The sequence below is a fragment of the Thioalkalivibrio sp. ALMg3 genome (assembly GCF_000381225.1).
GTDB lineage: Bacteria > Pseudomonadota > Gammaproteobacteria > Ectothiorhodospirales > Ectothiorhodospiraceae > Thioalkalivibrio > Thioalkalivibrio versutus.
On the sequence record NZ_KB906220.1, the window covers coordinates 270,626 to 290,258 of the forward strand.

Genomic DNA, 19,633 nt, shown 5'->3' on the forward strand with positions numbered 1-19,633 from the left:
TCTCGGGAGGGGGCCTTCATGTCAGCGGACACATTCGATAATCAGCGTGTTCGAAATCCTCGGAGAAGTCCTCGCCGAACTCCTCCATGGTCTCGTCGTCATCGTGGTAACACCAGTTGATCCGCACCTTCAGACCCGACTCGGCGCCCTCTTCCAGGATCTGGAACATGTTCATCAAGGCCTTCGCAGTCGAACTGTTGAAGTAGATCATTTCCACGGTGAACTCCACCTCGTCGCTGGCCCGGTCCTCGATCGCCTGCCGCAACCCCTGAGTCAGCGGGCCGTAGAAGTTCGCGGCATCTTCCGGATACGACTCGCCGGACAGCCGGTACTGCCCCGCCGCGAAATCGAAAACGACGGCCGGGGTGCGGTCGGTTGCCTTGTGTTCAATGGTCTCGACGACTGCCATCAGATATAGGCCTTCAGGACAAAATAGGATTGCGCATCGGAGAGATGCTGAAAGTCGAACTGGATGGGCTCGCTTGCCCGGCGTGCGATCTCGATCAGGCCGATGCTGCCACCCTTGCTGCCTTCGTCCGGTGGCTCCCGCAGCTTTTCCTTGTAAAAGCGGCGCAACTCATCGCTGTCCATGCCCGCGAGCTCACGCAGGCGCACGGCCAGGGTGTCGGCATCCTTGCGCCCGATCACGTTGCCGCAAATGACGAAGAAGCGGCCGTTTTCCGACCCGACGGTAATCATCCCGGAGCTCAGCTCGACGGGGGGCTCCGCGTCGTGCTCGATACGCTCCGCTGAATAGCGAATCACGTTCTGAACCTGTTCCACGAATACGGAAAAGACGCGGTTCACGGTCTTCGTATCGGTGGACTCCAGTCGGATTTTCTGCCGCAGTGCATCCCCCAGGGCCTTCAGGATGCCCTCGGAAATGTAGCCAGTGAACGAAAAGATGATCCCGCGCCGCGTCATGTTGCGCTGAAAGCCCAGCACCTCCTCGGCGATCAGGGCCGACGATTCCGTCCGGGCCTCGGCTGCGTCAGTCATTGCGCTCTCCATTGCTGTCCAGGACATCCTCCACGATGGCCGCATAGCGCCCGTCCGCACGCATCGCATCCAGCTCCTCCTGCATGCGATCCAGCGGGGCTCGCGCGGTTTCCGGGTGGCAGGCCAGGGACATCACGGTATCGTTGAAGGCGAACAGGGACCGGAGTTCACCGATACCCTCCTGACGGGCATACCACGGGGCCAGATGTTCACCGCTGACCCATACATCGATCCGGTTGGCCGCAAGCTTGCGCGCATTCAGCCGGTCATTCGGTGCGGTATCCACGGGGATGCCCCGGCCCTCAACGAAGAGCGCCACGGCATCGTCTCGATAGCCCCCGACGCGGTAGCGTTCCAGATCCTCCAGAGACTGCGCGTCCACATCGGACCCCTCCAGCACGAACGCATGCCACTGGTTTTCCACGAGAGGACCGACCCAGGTGAACAGGTCTTCACGTTCGGAGGTGCGCGTGGTGGAAAAGACGCAGGTACCAGGGTCCGACTGAGCCTCGGCGTAGGCCCGACTCCACGGCAGCAGGCGGATCTCGGCGTCCACCTGGGCGACATCCAGCAGGGCATCCATCACCCGGATGGAGATCCCGTCCAGCTCGCCGGTTTCGGTCTCGAAATTGAACGGGGGGTAGCTCTCGGTCGTGAGCATCAGCGAGTCCGCGGCCAGAGGCGCGGCCAGCAACATCCCGGCCGCCAGCACCCCCATGCCCGTACGTCGTCCGCATTGTGCCGCGAAACCTGTCACGTACCGCTCACCCGCACCCCTGAATACGACCCAAGAATTGTCCGATTTGGACAGGCGCGTCAACTCCCAGCGTGAACCAACCCGGGCCAGAGCACCGCCACAATCGCTCCATCCAGCTGACACAAAAGCGGAACCCGGTTGCGTTCCCAGGGGGCGATCCCGCGCTCCTGCATCAGCTTTTTCAGGGATCGGCGCCCGGCGGGGGTGGCGACCACCTCGCCCCCGCTTCGATAGCTAACGGTGAGGGCGGCCTCGCGGTCAACGCCGAGCCGCGGCAGCATCTCCCGGGTCAGGCGGCGCCCGTCTGCCAGAATCAGTTCCGGCTGACCGGCCGGCCAGGGCTGTTCGGGCGGCGGACCCGCAGCCTCCTCCTTCGGCCCGGCGTGCAGCTGATCGCGATAACGCCGCATCCATCCGCCATCCCATTCCACGGCGGGGGAGGCCTCGGGGTTGTCCACGAGGACCTGGCGCAGGAATTCGCCCAGGCGGTCGTGGCCGGGCGCACGAAGGCCCTGCTCGCGCAGCCAGTGCCGTAGCAGCCCGCGCTGGGTACTCGAGTCGAGCGCGCGCAAGGCGCGGAGATCCAGGCTACCGTCCAGCGGGTCTCGCAGCCCTTTCAGTAGCCCGGAAAAGTGCTGACGGGATTGCCCGACCGCCTCCTGCTGCCAGGCGGCAGCGCGCGCCAGTCCGGCCGCGCCATCAAATCGCTCCTGCAACAAGGGCAGCACCGACTGGCGCAGGAAATTGCGGTCGAATCGGGGATCTTGATTGCTGGGATCGTCATACCAGTCGAGGCCCTCCTGCTCCGCCAAGGCGGCCAGTGCCTCGCGGGGCAGGCCCAGCAAGGGTCGCCCCAGCCAGGTCTCGCCCTCGCGGCGCAGCGGCCGCATGGCCTGCAGCCCTTCGGGCCCGCTGCCGCGCAGGGCGGCCAGCAGGAACGTTTCTGCCTGATCGTCCGCATGCTGCGCGGCCAGGATGATGCCCGTAGCGTCCAGCCCTTCGCGCAGCATCGCGTAGCGTGCCTCGCGCGCCGCAGCCTCCACGCCGAGGGCACGGGTGTCGAGTGAGCCGAGGGTACGGAGCCGGAACGGGCAGTTCAGTGCCTGTGCAAAGGCGCGGCAGTGCTCGACCTGCTCGCCGGAGTCCGGACGCAGGCGATGATCCACGTGCATGGCCTCGAGGTTGGGGATACCCAGGCGCACCGCGGCGTGGAGCAGCACGGTCGAGTCGAGACCGCCACTGAAGGCGATGCGCACCTGGCGATAGCCGGGATGCGCCTGGAGGAAGTCCCGCAGCGCCGCGGCTACAGGATCGAGCGCCCCGGCACCGGGATCAGGAAGCGGCTTCCTGGAAGGCACCGTAATCCATCAGCCGGCGATAGCGCCGCTCCAGGCGCTTGCCCGGGTCCAGCCCTTCCAGGCCGTCCAGGGTTTCCAGAAGCGCGGCGCGCAGACTGGAGGACATGGTGTCGGGGTCGCGGTGGGCACCTCCCAGGGGTTCCGGCACGATGCGGTCCACCAGCCCCAGCTCGCGCAGCCGTTCCGATGTGATGCCCAGGGCCTCCGCGGCCTCCGAGGCCTTTTCGGCGCTCTTCCAGAGGATGGAGGCACAGCCCTCCGGCGAAATCACCGAGTAGGTCGAGTACTGCAACATCAGGGTGGCGTCGCCCACCCCGATCGCGAGGGCCCCACCGGAGCCGCCTTCGCCGATCACCGTGGCGATGATCGGCGTGTCGAGGCGCGCCATCACTCGCAGGTTGCGCGCGATCGCCTCGCTCTGGCCACGTTCTTCCGCCCCGACCCCCGGGTAGGCACCCGGCGTGTCGATGAAGGTGAGCACGGGCATGCGAAAGCGCTCGGCCATCTCCATCAAGCGCAGCGCCTTGCGGTAGCCCTCCGGACGCGGCATGCCAAAGTTGCGGTAGACCTTGTCGCGGGTCTGGCGTCCCTTCTGGTGCCCGATCAGCATCACCGGCCGTCCGTCCAGGCGCGCCACGCCGCCCACGATCGCCGGGTCGTCGCCAAACGCCCGGTCGCCATGCAGTTCCTCGAACTCGTCGAACAAGTCGGGAATGTAATCAAGGGTGTAGGGTCGCCGCGGATGCCGCGACATCTGCGAGACCTGCCACGGGGTCAGCTTGGCGAAGATGCTCTCGGTCAACGACCGGCACTTGCCTTCCAGGCGCTGGATCTCTTCCTGGATGTTGACCTCGGCATCGTCGCCGACATAGCGCAGATCGCGGATCTTCGCTTCCAGTTCGGCAATGGGCTGTTCGAAGTCGAGAAAGTCCGGATTCATGCAGGGTCCCGAAGACTTGGTTGTGGATACCGACGAAGGACGCGAATTGTAACCAATTGCGGCGATCCCCGCTCCCGGACCGGTGATGCCTTGCTCCACCTACCGGCCGTAGAGCACCTCGGCCTCGCAACCCGGACCCAACGACTGCTGAATGCCGCGCAACAGCCGCTCGTCCGGGCGGATGGTCCATCCCTCCGGCAGGCTGATATCCGCCTCCAGCCCGTCACGGCGATAGCACAGGTGCACGCGGCAAGGCCCCTCACGATGCGGCTCCATCAGCCCGCGCAGATGGGCCACCTGCTCGGGAACCACCCCTTCCAGGCACAGGTGCAGCGCGCGGGCCCACTGGACCCGCGCTTCATCCAGGCTGTACACGGTACGGGCCCGCATACGGATCCCGCCGGCATAGTCGTCAAGCGTGACCGTACCCTCCGCGACCAGCAGGGCATCCGGCTCCAGGCGGTCCTTGTAGGTAGTGAAGTCGTCGTTGAACAACACTACCTCGGCCCGCCCGCTGCGGTCGTCCAGGGTGACGATGCCCATGCGCCCGCTCTGCGTGTTGCGCACTCGCACCCCGACGATCAGACCGGCGATGCGCACGGTTTCCTGCTTGCCCCGCCATTTCTGGCCCTGGGGCTCGTCCGGGCGATCCTCCAGCTTGGCCTCCAGCGCCTGCAGCGTGGTGCCGGTCAGGCGCAGCATCTCGGCGCGGTAGCGCTCCACCGGGTGGCCGGTCAGATAAAGCCCCAGGGTGTCCTTCTCGCCGCGCAGACGATCGTCGTCCTCCATCTCGGCCAGGGTCGCACTATCCGGGATCACGGCCGCAGCCGGATCCCCGAACAGGTCCACCACACCCAGATTGGCATTGCGCTCGCTCTGTTCGGCTGCCGCGACCGCCATCGGGATGTCGTTCAGCAGCGTCGCACGGTTGGCGCCGATCCGATCCATCGCGCCGGCGCGCACCAGCGTCTCCAGCACACGCTTGTTCAGCTTGCCGAGATCCACCCGCTGGCACAGGTCCACCAGCCCGTGGAATTCACCGCCCTCGCCGCGCGCCTTGAGCAGGGTGTCGATGGCCGACTCCCCAACGCCCTTGATCGCGCCCAGGCCGTAGACCACGGTCTGCGCGTCGTGGCAGGTAAAGCGGTAGTCCGACTGATTGACGTCCGGCGGCAGGACCTCCAGGCCCATATTGCGGCATTCCTCGATCAGCCCCACCACCTTGTCGGTGTTGTCCATGTCCGCGGACAGCACCGCCGCCATGAACGGCGCCGGATAATGCGCCTTGAGCCAGGCGGTCTGGTAGGCAACCAGGGCATAGGCCGCGGAGTGCGACTTGTTGAAGCCGTAGCCCGCGAATTTCTCCATCAGGTCGAAGATGTAGGTCGCAACCCCTTCATCCACACCGCGCCCCAGTGCACCCTCGAGGAAGATCTCGCGTTGCTTGGCCATCTCCTCGGGCTTCTTCTTGCCCATCGCGCGGCGCAACAGATCCGCACCACCCAGGGTGTAATTGCCCAGCACCTGGGCGATCTGCATCACCTGCTCCTGATACAGGATCACGCCGTAGGTGGGCTGGAGAATGGGTTCCAGATCCGGATGCGGATATTCCACCTGGGCACGACCATGCTTGCGGTCGATGAAGTCGTCCACCATGCCCGACTGCAGCGGGCCCGGGCGGTAGAGCGCCACCAGCGCGATGATCTCCTCGAAGCTGTCCGGCTGCAGGCGGCGGATCAGGTCCTTCATGCCACCGGATTCCAGCTGGAACACGGCGGTGGTCTGATAGTCCTTCAGCAGCCGGAAGGTCTCGGGATCATCCAGCGGGATGGCGTCGAGATCGACCTGTACCGCGGCATCCATCTTGCGGATGTTGTCCACCGCCCAGTCGATGATGGTGAGCGTGCGCAGACCGAGGAAGTCGAACTTCACCAGGCCGACCGCCTCGACGTCATCCTTGTCGAAGTGGGTCACCAGCGAGCCGCCGTCGTCCTCGCAGTACAGCGGGGAGAAATCCGTCAGTGCGGACGGCGCAATCACCACCCCGCCGGCATGCTTGCCCGCGTTCCGGGTGAGGCCCTCGAGTTTCTGCGCGAGATCGATGATCGCGCGCACCTCCTCGTCTTCGTCGTACTGCGTCTTGAGGTCCGCGCTCTCGGTCAGGGCCTTTTGCAGGGTCATGCCCAGCTCGAACGGGATCAGCTTGGCAATGCGGTCGACGAAACCGTAGCCATGGCCCAGCACACGCCCGACGTCGCGCACCACCGCCTTGGCGGCCATGGTGCCGTGGGTGATGATCTGCGAGACCTTGTCGCGCCCGTAGCGCTCGGCGACGTAGTCGATCACGTCGTCGCGTCGCTCCATGCAGAAGTCGACATCGAAGTCGGGCATGGAGACACGTTCAGGGTTGAGAAAACGCTCGAACAGAAGATCGTAACGCAATGGATCCAGGTCGGTAATGCCCAGCGCATAGGCCACCAGAGAACCCGCACCGGAGCCACGACCCGGGCCCACGGGGATGCCATTGTCCTTGGCCCACTGGATGAAGTCCGCCACGATCAGGAAGTACCCGGGGAAACCCATCTGGCAGATCACGTCCAGCTCGCGCTGCAAGCGCGCCTCGTAATCCGCCGCCGGCGCGAAGCAGAAGCGCTCCAGACGCCCCGCCAACCCCTGCGCCGAGGTCTCGCGCAGGTGGTCTTCGACCGTATAGCCCTCGGGAACCGGGAAGTCCGGCAGGACCGACTCGCCCAGGGTCAGGCTCACCGAACAGCGCCGCGCGATCGCCACACTGTTGGCCAGGGCCTCGGGGATATCCGCGAACCGCTCCGCCATCTCCTCGGGTGTACGCAGATACTGCGCCTCCGAGTAACGGCGCGGGCGTCGCGGGTCGTCCAGGGTCACGCCGTCATGGATGCAGACGCGCGCCTCGTGGGCCTCGAAGTCCTCGGGCCGCAGGAAGCGAACATCATTGGTGGCCACCACCGGCAGATCGAAGGCCTCGGCCGCGGCCAGCGCCTGTTCGATCCAGGCCTCTTCGCCCGGGCGGTCGCTACGCACCAGTTCCAGATAGAAGCGACCCGGGAAGCGCTGCATCCACGGCTCGAGATCCTCGGCCAACAGCGCGCGCGCAGCCCCCGAACCGTTCACGAATAACCCGTCGATCCCGCCAGACAATGCGATCAGGCCCTCGGCGGCCGCATCCAGCCAGGCGCAGTCCACCCGCGGAATGCCCTTTTCCTGGCCTTCCTGCCAGGCGCGCGAGATCAGCCGGGTCAGATTGCGGTAACCCGGATCGTTCTGCGCCAGCAGGGTCATGCGCGCCAGGCTGCCGTCGGCGCGGGCATCGCGCACCAGAACGTCCGCACCGATGATGGGCTGCACACCCTTTGCGATCGCGGCACGGTAGAACTTCACCAGCCCAAACAGGTTGCAGTGATCGGTTACCGCGACGGCCGGCATCCCGCCCTCGACCACCGCGTTCACCAGTGGCTTGAGGCGGACCAGCCCGTCGATCAGGGAATACTCCGAATGCACCCGCAGGTGTACGAAACCGGGATGGCCTTCGCTCATGCCCCCATCTCCTGTTCACGGGCCGCCAGCGCACGCGCTACCGGGCCGAAACTACGGCGGTGTTGCGGGCACGGCCCCAACCGTTCCAGGGCCTCGCGATGCGCCACCGTGGGGTAGCCGGAATGGCGATCGAAGCCGTAATCGGGGTAGTCGTGATGCAGATCGCGCAACCAGCCGTCGCGCGCCACCTTCGCGACGATGGAGGCGGCGCTGATCGCAGCCACCGAGCCATCCCCGCCGACGATCGCCTCGGCAGTCCAGGGACCCTGCGGTGTGAAGCGCCCGTCCACCAGCAGATGTGCCGGCGCGATGGCGAGCCCGGCCGCCGCTCGCTGCATGGCGAGCAGCGTCGCATGATGGATGTTCAGTTCATCGATCTCCGCCGCCTCGGCCCGGCCCAGCGACCATGCCAGCGCGTCGGCACGGATCTGCACGTCCAGCGTCTCGCGGCGTTTCGCGCTGAGCTTCTTGGAGTCGGTCAAGCCGGGGCAGGTGTAGCCTTCCGGCAGGATGACGGCGGCCGCCACGACCGGCCCGGCCAGCGGCCCGCGCCCCACTTCGTCCACGCCGGCGACGTAGCGCTGCGCTGCCTCTAAATCGGACATGGAGTCTCCACCACGGTGAACTGCGGGCAATCGCCCGAACGCGAACATGCGCCGCGCCGGGGATCCGTTACAATAGCGCCGAAAATCCTAGCACACCCCCTCCGGATCCGAGCCTACTCATGTCCCAATCTCCGTTACGCTGCGCCGCCATCGGCGTGGGCCATCTTGGCAAATGGCATGCCGCCAAATACGCCGCGCTGCCGGACACCGAACTGGTTGCCGTAGTCGATGCCGATTCCGAAACCGCCAGCCGCGTCGCGGCGGAGCACGGCTGCCGCGCGGAGACCGACCATCGCGCCCTGATCGGTCAGGTCGATGCGGTCTCCATCGCCGCGCCGACCACCCTGCACTTCGACATCGCCCGGGACTTCCTCGAGGCCGGTTGTCATGTTCTGGTCGAGAAGCCGATTACCGCCACCCTGGAGCAGGCCGAGACGCTGAACCAGATCGCCGAGCAACAGGGCGTGGTCCTCCAGGTCGGGCACCTGGAACGCTTCAATGCCGCACTGCGCCGACTGACCGAGACCCCGCTGCACCCGCGGTTCATCGAGTCGCACCGCCTGGCACCCTACAAGCCGCGCGCCACCGACGTGTCGGTCGTGCTCGATCTGATGATCCACGACATCGACATCATCCTGTCGCTGGTGGATGCCCCGCTGACCGACATTCGCGCCTCCGGCGCCCGCGTGCTGACCGGCGACATCGACATCGCCAATGCCCGGCTGGAATTCGCCAACGGCTGCGTAGCCAACGTGACCTCCAGCCGCATCAGCACCAAGTCCGAGCGCCGCATGCGCATCTTCCAGTCGCATGCCTACGCCTCGGTGGACTTCCAGAACCGCATCCTGTCGCTGAACCACATCGGCGAGCCCGACCCGGAGACCGGGGCCCCCGCGATCCACCGCGAGGAGAGTGTCTTCGACGAGGCCGACGCCCTGCTAGCCGAGATCCAGGCCTTCGTGGCCGCCGTGCGCGGTCAGGGACCGGTCGTGGTCAGTGGCCGCGACGGCCAGCGCGCCCTGGAGACGGCCAGCCGCATCACCGACCTGGTCTACGAGAACCTGAACATCATGAGCCGGGCCGACGGCCCGCACAGCCACCTCGACGCGAACCCCACAGGAGTCAAGCCGTGATCCCGATGGTCGACCTGCAGCGCCAGTACCAGACCCTGCGCCCCGAAATCGATGCCGCGCTACAGGAGGTGCTTGCCGGTGCGCGCTTTATCCTCGGCCCCAACGTGCAGACCCTGGAGCAGGAGCTCGCCGAGTACCTGGGCGTGGAACACGCGATCACCTGTGCCTCCGGCACGGATGCCCTGCATCTGGCGCTGGCCGCGGCCGACATCGGCCCGGGCGACGAGGTCATCACCACCCCGTTTACCTTCATTGCCACCGCCGAAGCCATCCGTTATGTCGGGGCCGACCCGGTATTCGTGGACATCGACCCGCGGACCTTCAACATCGACCCGGACCAGGTCGAGGCGGCCATCACCGAGCGCACCCGCGCGATCCTGCCGGTCCACCTGTTCGGCCAGCCGGCCGACATGCCGCGCCTGCAGGCCATCGCCGAGAAACACAAGGTGTTGATCGTCGAGGATTGCGCACAGTCCTTCGGCGCGACGGTCGATGGCGTACAGACCGGCGCGGCCACCGCCTTCGGCTGTTTTTCGTTCTTCCCCAGCAAGAACCTCGGGGCCTTCGGCGACGGGGGTCTGGTGACCACCAACTGCCCGTCTGCCGCCGATACCTTGCGCCGATTGCGCAACCACGGTTCCAGCGTGCGCTACTACCACGACGAGATCGGCTACAACAGCCGCCTGGACGAGATGCAGGCGGCGATCCTGCGGGTGAAGCTGCCGCATATCGACACCTACAACGCCGAACGCCGCCGGGTGGCGGCACGTTATCGCGATGGCCTGGCCGGGCTGCCGGTCGAAGTGCCGTTCGAGGACGGCATCGGGGTCCACGTCTACCACCAGTACACGCTGCTGACCGATCATCGCGACGCGATCATGGAGGCCCTCAAGGCTGCGGACGTCGCCTGCGCGATCTACTACCCGGTACCCCTGCATCAGCAAAAGGCCTTCGCCGATCTCCCGAACCGGCCGGAATCGCTGCCCGTCACCGAAGACGTCGCCGCGCGCTGTCTGTCCCTGCCGGTGTTCCCGGAACTCGAGGATGCGACCATCGACATGATCTGCGGGAAGATCCGCGCCGCCCTCGCGTGACGCCACGCCACATCGCTTACACAGGGGGCCTCAACCGGTCATGACGCAGCATGTCGTGATCTGCGCCGGCGAGAGCTCCGGTGACGCACTCGGGGCGGGGCTGGTCCACGAACTCTCGGCACTGGAGCCCGGTCTCCGCTACACGGGCATGGGCGGGACGCAGATGCGCGCCGCCGGGGTCGACACCCTGATCGACGTCTCCGAACTGGCCGTGGTGGGCCTGGTCGATGTGCTGGTCAACTACCCGCGCCTGCGCCGCCTGTTCCGGCGCATGTGCCAGCATTTGGAGACCCACCGCCCGGACCTGCTGGTCCTGGTGGACTACGTGGAGTTCAACCTGCGCCTGGCTGCCCACGCCCGCCGCCTCGGTATCCGCGTGCTGTTCTATGTCAGCCCGCAACTGTGGGCGTGGCGTTCGGGCCGGATCAAGCGCATCCAGCGCAGCGTGGACGCGATGGCGGTACTTTTTCCCTTCGAGACCGACGTCTACGAGAAGGCCGGGGTGCCAGTACGCTATGTCGGAAACCCGCTTGTGGACCGGGTGCAGCCGCCCAAACAGCCGATTCGCGAACAGCTTGGCCTCGCGGCCAATACGCGCCTGGTCGGTCTTCTCCCCGGCAGCCGCAACGGCGAACTGAAGCGCCACTGGCCCATGCTCGTGGACACCGCCCGCCGCCTCCACGTATCGCACCCGGACATCCAGTTCGTGGCCTCCATGGCGCCGGGAGTCACCACCGAACACTTGGGGGCCCTAGCCGCGTCTGACGGCCTGCCCCTGCATTTCGTGGGCGGGGACGCAGGAACCCATTCCCTGATGGCCGGGGCCGACCTACTGCTGATTGCGTCCGGCACCGCAACCCTGGAGGCCGGTCTGCTCAGGGCCCCCATGCTGGTCTTCTACCGCATGGGGGCCCTGAGCCACGCGGTCTTCTCGCGGCTCGTACGGGTCGAGAATATCGCCCTGGTCAATATCGTGGGCGGCGAGCGCCTGGTGCCCGAGTACCTGCAACACGATGCCACCGCCGAACGTCTGGCGCGCGATGCCGCGGATCTCATCGACCGGCCCGAGGCCCTGGAAGCGATGCGTGATCGCCTGGCGCAGGTGCGCGTTCGCCTGGGCAATGGTGGAGCCGACCGCCGCGTGGCCGAAATGGCGCACGAACTCCTGCACCACGGCCAACTAAGGGACGGCGAGAAGCCCATTTAAGGGCGACGGTTCGTTTGGGGAGCAAACGCTTGGGCAGCACGCAGGGTCCTGTCCCGCGGCGACTGCGTCAGTGCGGACGACCGCCGCGCAGGATACCGCGGCGACTGCCGCGCACGAATGCGATCAGGTTGCGCACCTCGGGCACCTCGGTCTCCTCGAACATGGCGTCCAGATGACTCTCGCGTCCGGCGCGTCCACGCATTCCCTGGATGAATACCCGGTGGAGCGCCTGGATGGCGTCATTGGAGAAACCGTTGCGCTTGAGGCCAACCTTGTTGATCCCGATCAGCCGCGCATAGTTGCCGCTCGCCAGGCAATACGGCGGGAGGTCACGGTTCAGCGCCGCACCCATGCTGGTGAAGGCGTAGGTACCCACGCGACAGAACTGATGCACCAGGGTGAACCCACCCAGCGTTGCGTGATCCTGGATCTCCACGTGTCCGGCAAGCGAAGTGGCATTGGAGAAGATGATGCCGTTCCCGATGGTGCAGTCGTGCGCGATGTGGACATACGCCATGATCAGGTTATCGTGCCCGATGACCGTCTCACCCAGCCCCTTCTCGGTTCCGCGGTGCAGCGTTACCGACTCCCGAATCACGTTGCGATCGCCGATGATCAGCCGCGTGGGTTCACCCCGATAGCTGGTGTCCTGAGGCTCCTCCCCGATCGAGGAGAACTGAAAGATTCGGTTTTCCCGCCCGATCTCGGTCGGTCCGTTGATCACCACATGCGGGCCCACCCAGGTATCCGCGCCGATCTTCACATTGGCACCGATGACCGAGAACGGCCCGATCGTCACCGAGCTGTCGATCTCGGCGCTGGGGTGGACGTCCGCGCGCGGATCGATCACGCCGGGATTTCCTGACCGGAACACATGAGCTGCGCCGTCGCGCACACGTCGTCGCCCACCTTCGCGACCGCGTCGAAGCGCCAGATACCCCGCACCGTACGCTTCAGATCCACCCGCAGGTGGAGTTGATCGCCGGGTACCACCTGGCGCCGGAAGCGCGCCTCGTCGATCCCGACAAACAGGTACAACTGCTGCTTGTCCTGGTTCTCGTTACGCGCCTCTTCGGTCTTGAACGCAAGCAGGCCGGTGGCCTGTGCCAGGGCCTCGAGGATCAGAACCCCGGGCATCACCGGCTTGATCGGGAAGTGCCCCTGGAAATACGGTTCGTTGATGCTGACGTTCTTGATCCCCGTCAGATAGCTGCCCGCCTCCCACTCCAGCACCCGATCCACCATCAGGAACGGGTAACGATGCGGCAGGTAGCGCATGATCTCCTGGACATTAAAGTCATCCACGCCGGTGTCCTTTCTCTTGATCTTGTTGTGCCGCATCCGGACCGCTGCGCGGGACGTGCAATACGACGTTCGACTCGGCCTCCCCACACGCGGCAAGGCCAGTTACTACCAGGGCCGATCGATCGCCCCTCGATCGCCTAACGCGCCAGACGGCGCAGTCGGGCCAGCATGCGATTCCACAACCGGGCCTCTTGATGCGGGACTCCAGAGGCGTAGTGACCCGGCCGCGTAATGGAGCGCGTGACCAGGGTCATCGCGTGAATGGTGACGTGATCCACGATGGACAGGTGGCCCAGGATCCCGGCACCGCCCCCGATTGCACAATGCGCGCCGATCCGGGCACTGCCCGCAATCCCCACACAGCCGGCAATGGCTGTATGGTCGCCAATCTCGACGTTATGGGCAACATGAACCAGGTTGTCGATCTTTACACCCCTCCCGATCCGCGTCGCGCGCAACGCCCCGCGATCGATGGTCGTATTCGCTCCGATTTCCACATCGGAACCGATCACGACATGGCCCAGCTGTTCGATCTTCTCCCAACCCTGTTCGCCCGCAGGCGCGAATCCGAAGCCATCGGCCCCGATCACGCAACCACTGTGCAGGATGCAGCGATCCCCCACCTCGACCCCTTCGAGCAGGGTCACCCGGGGGTGCAGGAAGGTATCGGCCCCCACCGTCACCCCCTCGCCCACCACGCAGTGCGCCTCCACGACGCTCTGGCGCCCCACCGTAGCCCCTGCCCCGATCACCGCCCCAGGTCCCACGAATGCGTCGGGAGCAACCGACGACTCGGGATCGACAAACGCACCCGGATGGACACCCGCAGGCCGTGCCCGACGCGGCCTGCCCAGGCACTGACTCGCTCGCGCATAGCCCAGATAGACATCATCCAGGTGGATCAGGGTTCGGGAAGACGTCGCTTGCAGGCCCGCGGCCTCCGGCACCAGGACCACACCCGCGGCACTCGCCGCCAGGGCCTCGGCATGACGCCCGGCGTCCGTCACAAAACTCAGATCGCAGGGGCCCGCGGTGGCCAGCGGGCTCAACCCGGTGAAGCGGCGTTGGCCATCTCCCGTGAGCTGCCCGCCCAGCGCCTCGGCCAGCTCGCGGGCCGAATACCCGCCGTCAGTCTCGCTGCATTGTGGCAAGGATGTCGTCCGTGATGTCGATCCGGTCGCTGGCATACAGCACGTTGCGCTCGGTCAGGATCAGATCGATGTCGCGTTCCCGGGCGAGATCGACGATGGCATCGTTGATCCGTCGCTGCAGTTTGGCCAGCTCCTCGTTGCGGCGTACGTTCAGGTCTTCGCTGAAGCTCTCCTGCGCCCGCCGGAATTCGCGCGAACGTTGCGAGAACTCCCGCTCCAGGTCCGCCCGTTCCGATGGGTTCATCAGGTCCCCGTCACGTTCCAGCCGGTCACGCAGCCGCTGCAGCTCCTCACGCTCCGCCACCAGCTCCGAATCGCGCGGCGAGAACTCGCGCTCCAGTTCGCGCATGGCCTCTTCGGCCTGCGGCGAATCCTCGAGAATCCGGTTCATCGTCACGAATGCGACGTTTTGCGCCCCGGCGACAGCGGGTACTACCAGCCATCCGCTGGCGACGAGAATCACCGCCGCGAACCAGGCCATCCCGGATCTCATGACGCCTCCCGATGCGCTTGCATCGATCATCCTCAGAAACTGGCCCCCAGCAGGAACTGGAAGCGCTGCAGCTCGTCACCCGGCTGATCGTTGAACGGCTCGGCCACGCTGAAGCTCAGCGGCCCCACCGGCGAGAACCAGGTCACCGCCACACCCGCCGATGCCCGCAACTCGCTGGTATCAAAGTCCGACACATCATGGAACACATTCCCCGCGTCCACAAAGGTACTCATGCGAACTGCATCGTTGTCGGCCGCAAACGGCATCGGGAAGAACAATTCCGCGGACAGCGTAGTCCGGAACCGCCCACCGTAGGGATCATCATTGGAATCGCGCGTCGCCACCTGACCATCGCGGATCGGTCGCAGATCGCCCAGCTGGTTGTCCTCGTAGCCGCGGACCGAGCGAATGCCCCCGGCAAACAGCCGTTCGTAGAACGGAACGTCATCCCCTCCGTAGCCATCCGCATACGCGAGTCCGGCGGAGAGGCTGAAGGAGTACCGATCGGACAGCCGGAAGATCTCCTGGCCCGAATAGGTGAGCTTGTAGAACTCGCGGTCACTGCCCGGCACCGTGACTTCCAGGCCGACCCGATGGCGACGGCCTTCCGAGGCGAAGGTCGTGCTGTCCCGCGTATCGTGGACATAGCTGGTCTCGAGCTTGTAGAGGTTCGCGGAATCGCCAAATTCGTCCAGCTCGTCGATGATCTCGTCCGGGGTTCCGATACGAGTGTCGGACCGTTCGACCATCTCGATTTCGATGTTCTCGAAACCCGGTCGCACCTGAATCCGGTCGAACTCCGACAGCGGAATTCCGTAGGTCACGTCGAAGCCAAAGCGGTTGGATGAATACCGCGAGATGTTGGCCTCCTCGGCGTCGATCTTGCGATAAAACACGGAGAACCCGCGACTCGCACCGGAGGGGGTGAAGTGCGGATTGGTGACGCTCATGCGGAACAGCTGGTTGACCTTGCTGGTACTCACCTCGGTGGAGAAGCGATTGCCGGTCCCAAGGAAGTTGTCCTGTGTCAGGCTCGCGGTCAGCAGCAGCCCCTGGTTCTGCGAGAACCCGGCGCCCAGCGACAAGGCCCCGGACTGCTGCTCGGTCACGGTGATATTCAGGTCCACTTCGTCATCGGTGCCGGCGACCCGCTCGGTCTCCACGTTCACGCTCTGGACGAACGGCAGCCGCTGGACACGCACCCGGGAACGTTCGACCAATGCCCCGTTGTACCAGGCACTCTCCATCTGCCGCATCTCGCGGCGATACACCCGTTCCTCGGTGTTCTGATTGCCGGTGATCCGGATGTTCCGAACATAGACGCGCGGGCCCGGGTCGACGAAGAACGTGATCGCCACTTCGCGGTTGTCCTCGTCCACGTCGGGCACCGGGTTCACGTTGGCGAATGCGAAACCCTCCCGAGTCAGGCGCTCGCTGATCCGTTCGGCGGATTCGGTCACCTGGCTGCGCGAAAACGGCGCATCGATGTCCACGTCAATCAGGCTCTCCAGCTCCTCCCGCGGGATCACGAACTCCCCGGCGAGATCCACACCGGTCACCGTATAGCGATCGCCCTCGTCGACGTTAATCGTGATGAACAGATCCCGCCGATCCGGCGTCAGCGTCACCTGAGTGGAGTCGATATCGAACTCCAGGAAACCCTGATCCAGATAATGCGAACGGAGCTGTTCCAGATCCCCGGACAGCTTCTCGCGCGAGTAATTGTCCCGCCGGCTGAAAAAGGCCCACCAGCGTGGCACGCCGGACTCGAAACGCCGGGTCAGTTCACGACCCGAGTAGCTCTCGTTACCCACCACATTGACCTGGCGGATTTTGGCCACCGGCCCTTCGGTAATGTCGATCTCGATGTCCACGCGGTTACGCGGCAGTTCCACGATCTCCACATCGACCTGCACGTTGTAGCGTCCGCGCGCGAAATACTGCTGGCGCAGCTCGCTCTCGATGCGGTCCAGCATCGTGCGGTTGAATACCCGCCCGGAACGCAGGCCGGCCGAATCCAGCGCCTCGCGCAAGCCCTCGTCGGGGATATCCCGGTTACCGGAAAAATTGATCTCGTTGATCGCGGGGCGTTCAGAGACGATCACAACCAGGACATCCCCGCGCCGGGCAATCTCCACATCGTCGAAGAAGCCGGTCTGGAACAGCTCGCGGATCACCTCCGGACTGCGATTGTCGTCGAAGGTATCCCCAACCTGCACGGGCAGATAACTGAGCGCGGTACCGGCGGTGATCCGTTCCAGCCCCTCGATCTCGATATCCTCGATCTCGTAGGCCTGGCCCCAGGCCGTCCCCGCCAGGCCCAGCAAACCGACCAGGGCCATTCCTCTCAAGCTGTTTCGCGCCATGCTCTCCGCCAAAAAATAGGCCGTTCGGTGGGCTGATCGAGGCACCCGGGATGCGCTCCAGTGTGCCTTCGCCTAACCGAACAGTCGTGTCAAATCATTGTACAGGGCCAGTATCATCAGCCCCGCGATCGCCAGCAGACCCACCTGCTGACCGATTATCTGGGTGCGCTCCGACACCGGGCTGCCCTTCACCGCCTCGGCGGCGTAGTACAGCAAATGGCCGCCATCCAGCATCGGGATCGGCAGCAGATTGATGATCCCGAGCGACACGCTCACCAGCCCGAGAAATCCCAGGAACGCCGAAATCCCGATCAATGCCGAGACCCCCGCAAACTCGGCTATGGTAACCGGTCCGCTGATATTTTTAACCGACGCATCCCCGGTGATCATTCGCCACAGGATGCCCAGTGTCAGGACGGTCACATCCCACGTCCGCTCCGCCCCCGAGACAAATGCCGATCCCGGACCCTGGCGCACCAGTACGGCCATGTCGCGTGCCGCCGATTGATCCGTATCCACGCCCGCGCCGATACGGCCAATGGCCACCCCCTCGTGATCCGTCGCCTCCGGCGTCATCCGTAGTTCCAGGGTGCGCCCGTCGCGCTCCACGGTGACCCGCAGATCGGCTTCTGGATGCGCACGCACCACCTCGACCCAGCGATTCCAGTCCGCGACCGGCTCGCCGTCCACTGCCAGCACACGATCCCCGACCTCCAGTCCGGCCGCCGCCGCCGGGCTCCCACCCTCGACGGCACCGATCCGCGGTTCCAGCATCGGCCGATAGGGCTGCAACCCCAGCTTGTCGAGGAACTGCCCCTCTGCCAGCAACGCCTGGCGATCCCGCAGATCCACCTCCCGCTCGATCTCTCGACCGTCCGTGCCCCGCAGCAGCAGGGTGACCGCCTCGCCGCGAACCGCATGGTCCAGCAGTCGCAGGTTGGCCTGCTCCCAGTCCGCCACTTCACGATCGCCCACCCGCAGAATCTCCTGCCCCCGCTCGAGGCCCGCCTCGGCGGCCGGCGTATCCGGCGCTACCTCGCCGAGAATGGGCTTGATCCCGCCCACACCCACCATGAACATCACGGCGTATACCAGGATCGCCAGCAGGAAATTCGCCGCCGGACCGGCCGACACCACGAATGTACGGGCCCCAAGACCTTTCTGGTTGAAGGCGCGCGTGACCTCCTCCTCCGCCACCGGACCCTCGCGCTCGTCGAGCATCTTCACGTAGCCACCCAGCGGCAATGCGGCAATCACGAATTCCGTCCGGTCCCGCCCGAAGTAGCGCTTGAAAATCGGCCGGCCGAAACCCACCGAGAAGCGCAGCACCTTCACCCCCACCAGACGGGCGGCGAGGTAGTGCCCATATTCGTGCACGGTCACCAGTACGCCAATGGCCACCGCAAACGCCAGCAGGCTCGTCAGGAACGTCATGACAGGACGGGTCGTGCGTTCGCGACATACTCGCTCGCGACCTCGCGAGCCCGCCGGTCCGCCCCCAGGACGCGCTCCAGCGAATCGGCCGCCTCGGCCTCGATCGCCTCCAGGGTCGTGGCGATCACCGCCGGGATCTCGCTGAAGGCCAGGCGCTCTCCCAGGAAGGCATCCACCGCCACTTCATTGGCGGCGTTGAGAACCGCGGTGGCCGTCCCTCCACGCTCCAGTGCCGCGTAGGCGAGACCGAGCGCCGGGAAACGCGCCGCTTCCGGCTCGGAGAATTCCAGCTTGCCCATCGTAAGCAGATCCAGCGGTTCAACGCCCGACTCCATACGCTCGGGCCAGGCCAGCGCATGGGCGATCGGTGTGCGCATGTCGGGGTTGCCGAGTTGCGCGAGCACCGACCCGTCATCGTAGGCCACCATCGAATGCACGATGCTCTGCGGGTGAAGTACCACCTGAATCGTCGAGGGCGCCACGGCAAACAACCAGCAGGCCTCGATCACCTCGAGCCCCTTGTTCATCATGGTCGCCGAGTCCACCGAGATCTTGCGCCCCATATCCCAGTTGGGGTGGGCGCAGGCTTCGTCCGGCGTAATCCCGGCAAAGCTGTCCAGCGGACGGTCGCGAAACGGCCCCCCCGATGCGGTGAGCCAGATCCGGCGTGCCCCGTGCGGTGTCACCGACTCGGCGCAGACGTAGCCATTGGGAAGGCACTGAAAGATCGCGTTGTGCTCGGAATCGATCGGCAGCAGACAGGCACCGGAGCGGCGCACGGCATCCATCAGCAAGGCCCCGGACATGACCAGCGCCTCCTTGTTGGCGAGCAGCACCCGTTTGCCCGCCTCGGCCGCGGCCAGCGTCGGCAACAGCCCGGCTGCGCCCACGATCGCCGCCATCACCGCGTCGACCCGGGGTTCCCGGGCGACCTCAGCCAGGGCCTCCGCACCCGCCCGCACCTCGGTACGCGAACCGACCGCCGCCAAAGCCGTGCGCAGGGCCTCGGCGGCGTCGGGATCGACCATCACGGCCACTTCCGGGTGGTGGGCGAGGCACTGCGCGCGCATGCGCTCCACATTGCAATGCGCCGTCAGGGCATACACGCGGAAGCGTTCCGGCTGACGCGCCACGACATCGAGCGTACTCAACCCGATGCTGCCGGTTGATCCGAGAATGGTGATCTGCGTCGTCTTCATGGGTACCTGCGTCCGTTCG

General features: G+C 65.6%; 17 protein-coding genes. 3 read left to right on the top strand and 14 right to left on the bottom strand.

Going from position 1 to position 19,633, the window contains the following annotated elements:
• Nucleotides 1-16 precede the first annotated feature (16 nt).
• From F622_RS0103415 to rnhB, 7 genes are all read right to left on the bottom strand, one after another.
• A complete protein-coding gene (locus F622_RS0103415; RefSeq protein ID WP_018169855.1) occupies nt 17-409 on the bottom strand; it encodes a DUF1987 domain-containing protein in 393 nt (130 codons plus the stop codon).
• Nucleotides 409-999 (bottom strand): SiaB family protein kinase, encoded by a 591-nt coding sequence (locus F622_RS0103420; protein ID WP_018145593.1) that lies wholly within the window; start codon nt 997-999, stop codon nt 409-411. The genes F622_RS0103415 and F622_RS0103420 overlap by 1 nt, the downstream gene beginning before the upstream one ends.
• Nucleotides 992-1,717 (bottom strand): ABC transporter substrate-binding protein, encoded by a 726-nt coding sequence (locus F622_RS0103425; protein ID WP_018169856.1) that lies wholly within the window; start codon nt 1,715-1,717, stop codon nt 992-994. Before F622_RS0103425 ends, F622_RS0103420 begins: the two co-directional genes overlap by 8 nt.
• 98 nt (nt 1,718-1,815) lie before the next feature.
• A complete protein-coding gene (tilS, locus tag F622_RS0103430) occupies nt 1,816-3,012 on the bottom strand; it encodes a tRNA lysidine(34) synthetase TilS (RefSeq protein ID WP_019571338.1) in 1,197 nt (398 codons plus the stop codon).
• A gap of 76 nt (nt 3,013-3,088) precedes the next feature.
• Nucleotides 3,089-4,054, bottom strand: coding sequence for an acetyl-CoA carboxylase carboxyltransferase subunit alpha (locus F622_RS0103435; protein WP_018145590.1), 966 nt, complete (start codon nt 4,052-4,054; stop codon nt 3,089-3,091).
• 99 nt (nt 4,055-4,153) lie between these two features.
• Nucleotides 4,154-7,627: a DNA polymerase III subunit alpha gene (gene dnaE / locus F622_RS0103440; protein WP_018169858.1), complete on the bottom strand. Its 3,474-nt coding sequence runs from the start codon at nt 7,625-7,627 to the stop codon at nt 4,154-4,156.
• The gene (rnhB, locus tag F622_RS0103445; protein ID WP_018145588.1) at nt 7,624-8,232 is read right to left on the bottom strand and encodes a ribonuclease HII; all 609 of its coding nucleotides are present in this window, start codon (nt 8,230-8,232) and stop codon (nt 7,624-7,626) included. Before rnhB ends, dnaE begins: the two co-directional genes overlap by 4 nt.
• A gap of 119 nt (nt 8,233-8,351) precedes the next feature.
• On the opposite strand from rnhB, the gene F622_RS0103450 reads away from it, so the two are divergent.
• The 3 genes from F622_RS0103450 to lpxB are packed head-to-tail and all read left to right on the top strand — an operon-like array spanning nt 8,352 to nt 11,666.
• Nucleotides 8,352-9,365 carry a Gfo/Idh/MocA family protein gene (locus tag F622_RS0103450; RefSeq protein ID WP_018176730.1) on the top strand — a complete coding sequence of 338 codons (1,014 nt, stop codon included), beginning with the start codon at nt 8,352-8,354 and terminating at the stop codon, nt 9,363-9,365.
• Nucleotides 9,362-10,459, top strand: coding sequence for a DegT/DnrJ/EryC1/StrS aminotransferase family protein (locus tag F622_RS0103455; protein ID WP_018169860.1), 1,098 nt, complete (start codon nt 9,362-9,364; stop codon nt 10,457-10,459). Before F622_RS0103450 ends, F622_RS0103455 begins: the two co-directional genes overlap by 4 nt.
• Nucleotides 10,460-10,499: 40 nt before the next feature.
• Nucleotides 10,500-11,666 carry a lipid-A-disaccharide synthase gene (gene lpxB, locus F622_RS0103460; RefSeq protein ID WP_018169861.1) on the top strand — a complete coding sequence of 389 codons (1,167 nt, stop codon included), beginning with the start codon at nt 10,500-10,502 and terminating at the stop codon, nt 11,664-11,666.
• Between the two features lie 67 nt (nt 11,667-11,733).
• Here the strand turns inward: lpxB and lpxA are convergent, their stop codons facing one another.
• The 7 genes from lpxA to ispC form a co-directional block, all read right to left on the bottom strand.
• Nucleotides 11,734-12,516 (bottom strand): acyl-ACP--UDP-N-acetylglucosamine O-acyltransferase, encoded by a 783-nt coding sequence (lpxA, locus tag F622_RS0103465; protein ID WP_018169862.1) that lies wholly within the window; start codon nt 12,514-12,516, stop codon nt 11,734-11,736.
• Nucleotides 12,513-13,007, bottom strand: coding sequence for a 3-hydroxyacyl-ACP dehydratase FabZ (gene fabZ, locus F622_RS0103470; protein ID WP_018145583.1), 495 nt, complete (start codon nt 13,005-13,007; stop codon nt 12,513-12,515). Before fabZ ends, lpxA begins: the two co-directional genes overlap by 4 nt.
• Nucleotides 13,008-13,108: 101 nt before the next feature.
• Complete coding sequence (gene lpxD / locus F622_RS0103475; RefSeq protein WP_019571339.1) at nt 13,109-14,122, bottom strand: UDP-3-O-(3-hydroxymyristoyl)glucosamine N-acyltransferase; 1,014 nt, start codon at nt 14,120-14,122, stop codon at nt 13,109-13,111.
• Entirely contained in the window at nt 14,100-14,603 is a 504-nt protein-coding gene (locus F622_RS0103480) for an OmpH family outer membrane protein (protein WP_019571340.1), read from the bottom strand. Before F622_RS0103480 ends, lpxD begins: the two co-directional genes overlap by 23 nt.
• A gap of 44 nt (nt 14,604-14,647) precedes the next feature.
• Nucleotides 14,648-16,981 carry an outer membrane protein assembly factor BamA gene (bamA, locus tag F622_RS0103485; protein WP_369773122.1) on the bottom strand — a complete coding sequence of 778 codons (2,334 nt, stop codon included), beginning with the start codon at nt 16,979-16,981 and terminating at the stop codon, nt 14,648-14,650.
• Nucleotides 16,982-17,053: 72 nt separating this feature from the next.
• Entirely contained in the window at nt 17,054-18,415 is a 1,362-nt protein-coding gene (rseP, locus tag F622_RS0103490) for an RIP metalloprotease RseP (protein ID WP_018176724.1), read from the bottom strand.
• Nucleotides 18,412-19,614 (bottom strand): 1-deoxy-D-xylulose-5-phosphate reductoisomerase, encoded by a 1,203-nt coding sequence (gene ispC, locus F622_RS0103495; RefSeq protein ID WP_018176723.1) that lies wholly within the window; start codon nt 19,612-19,614, stop codon nt 18,412-18,414. Before ispC ends, rseP begins: the two co-directional genes overlap by 4 nt.
• Nucleotides 19,615-19,633 lie beyond the last annotated feature (19 nt).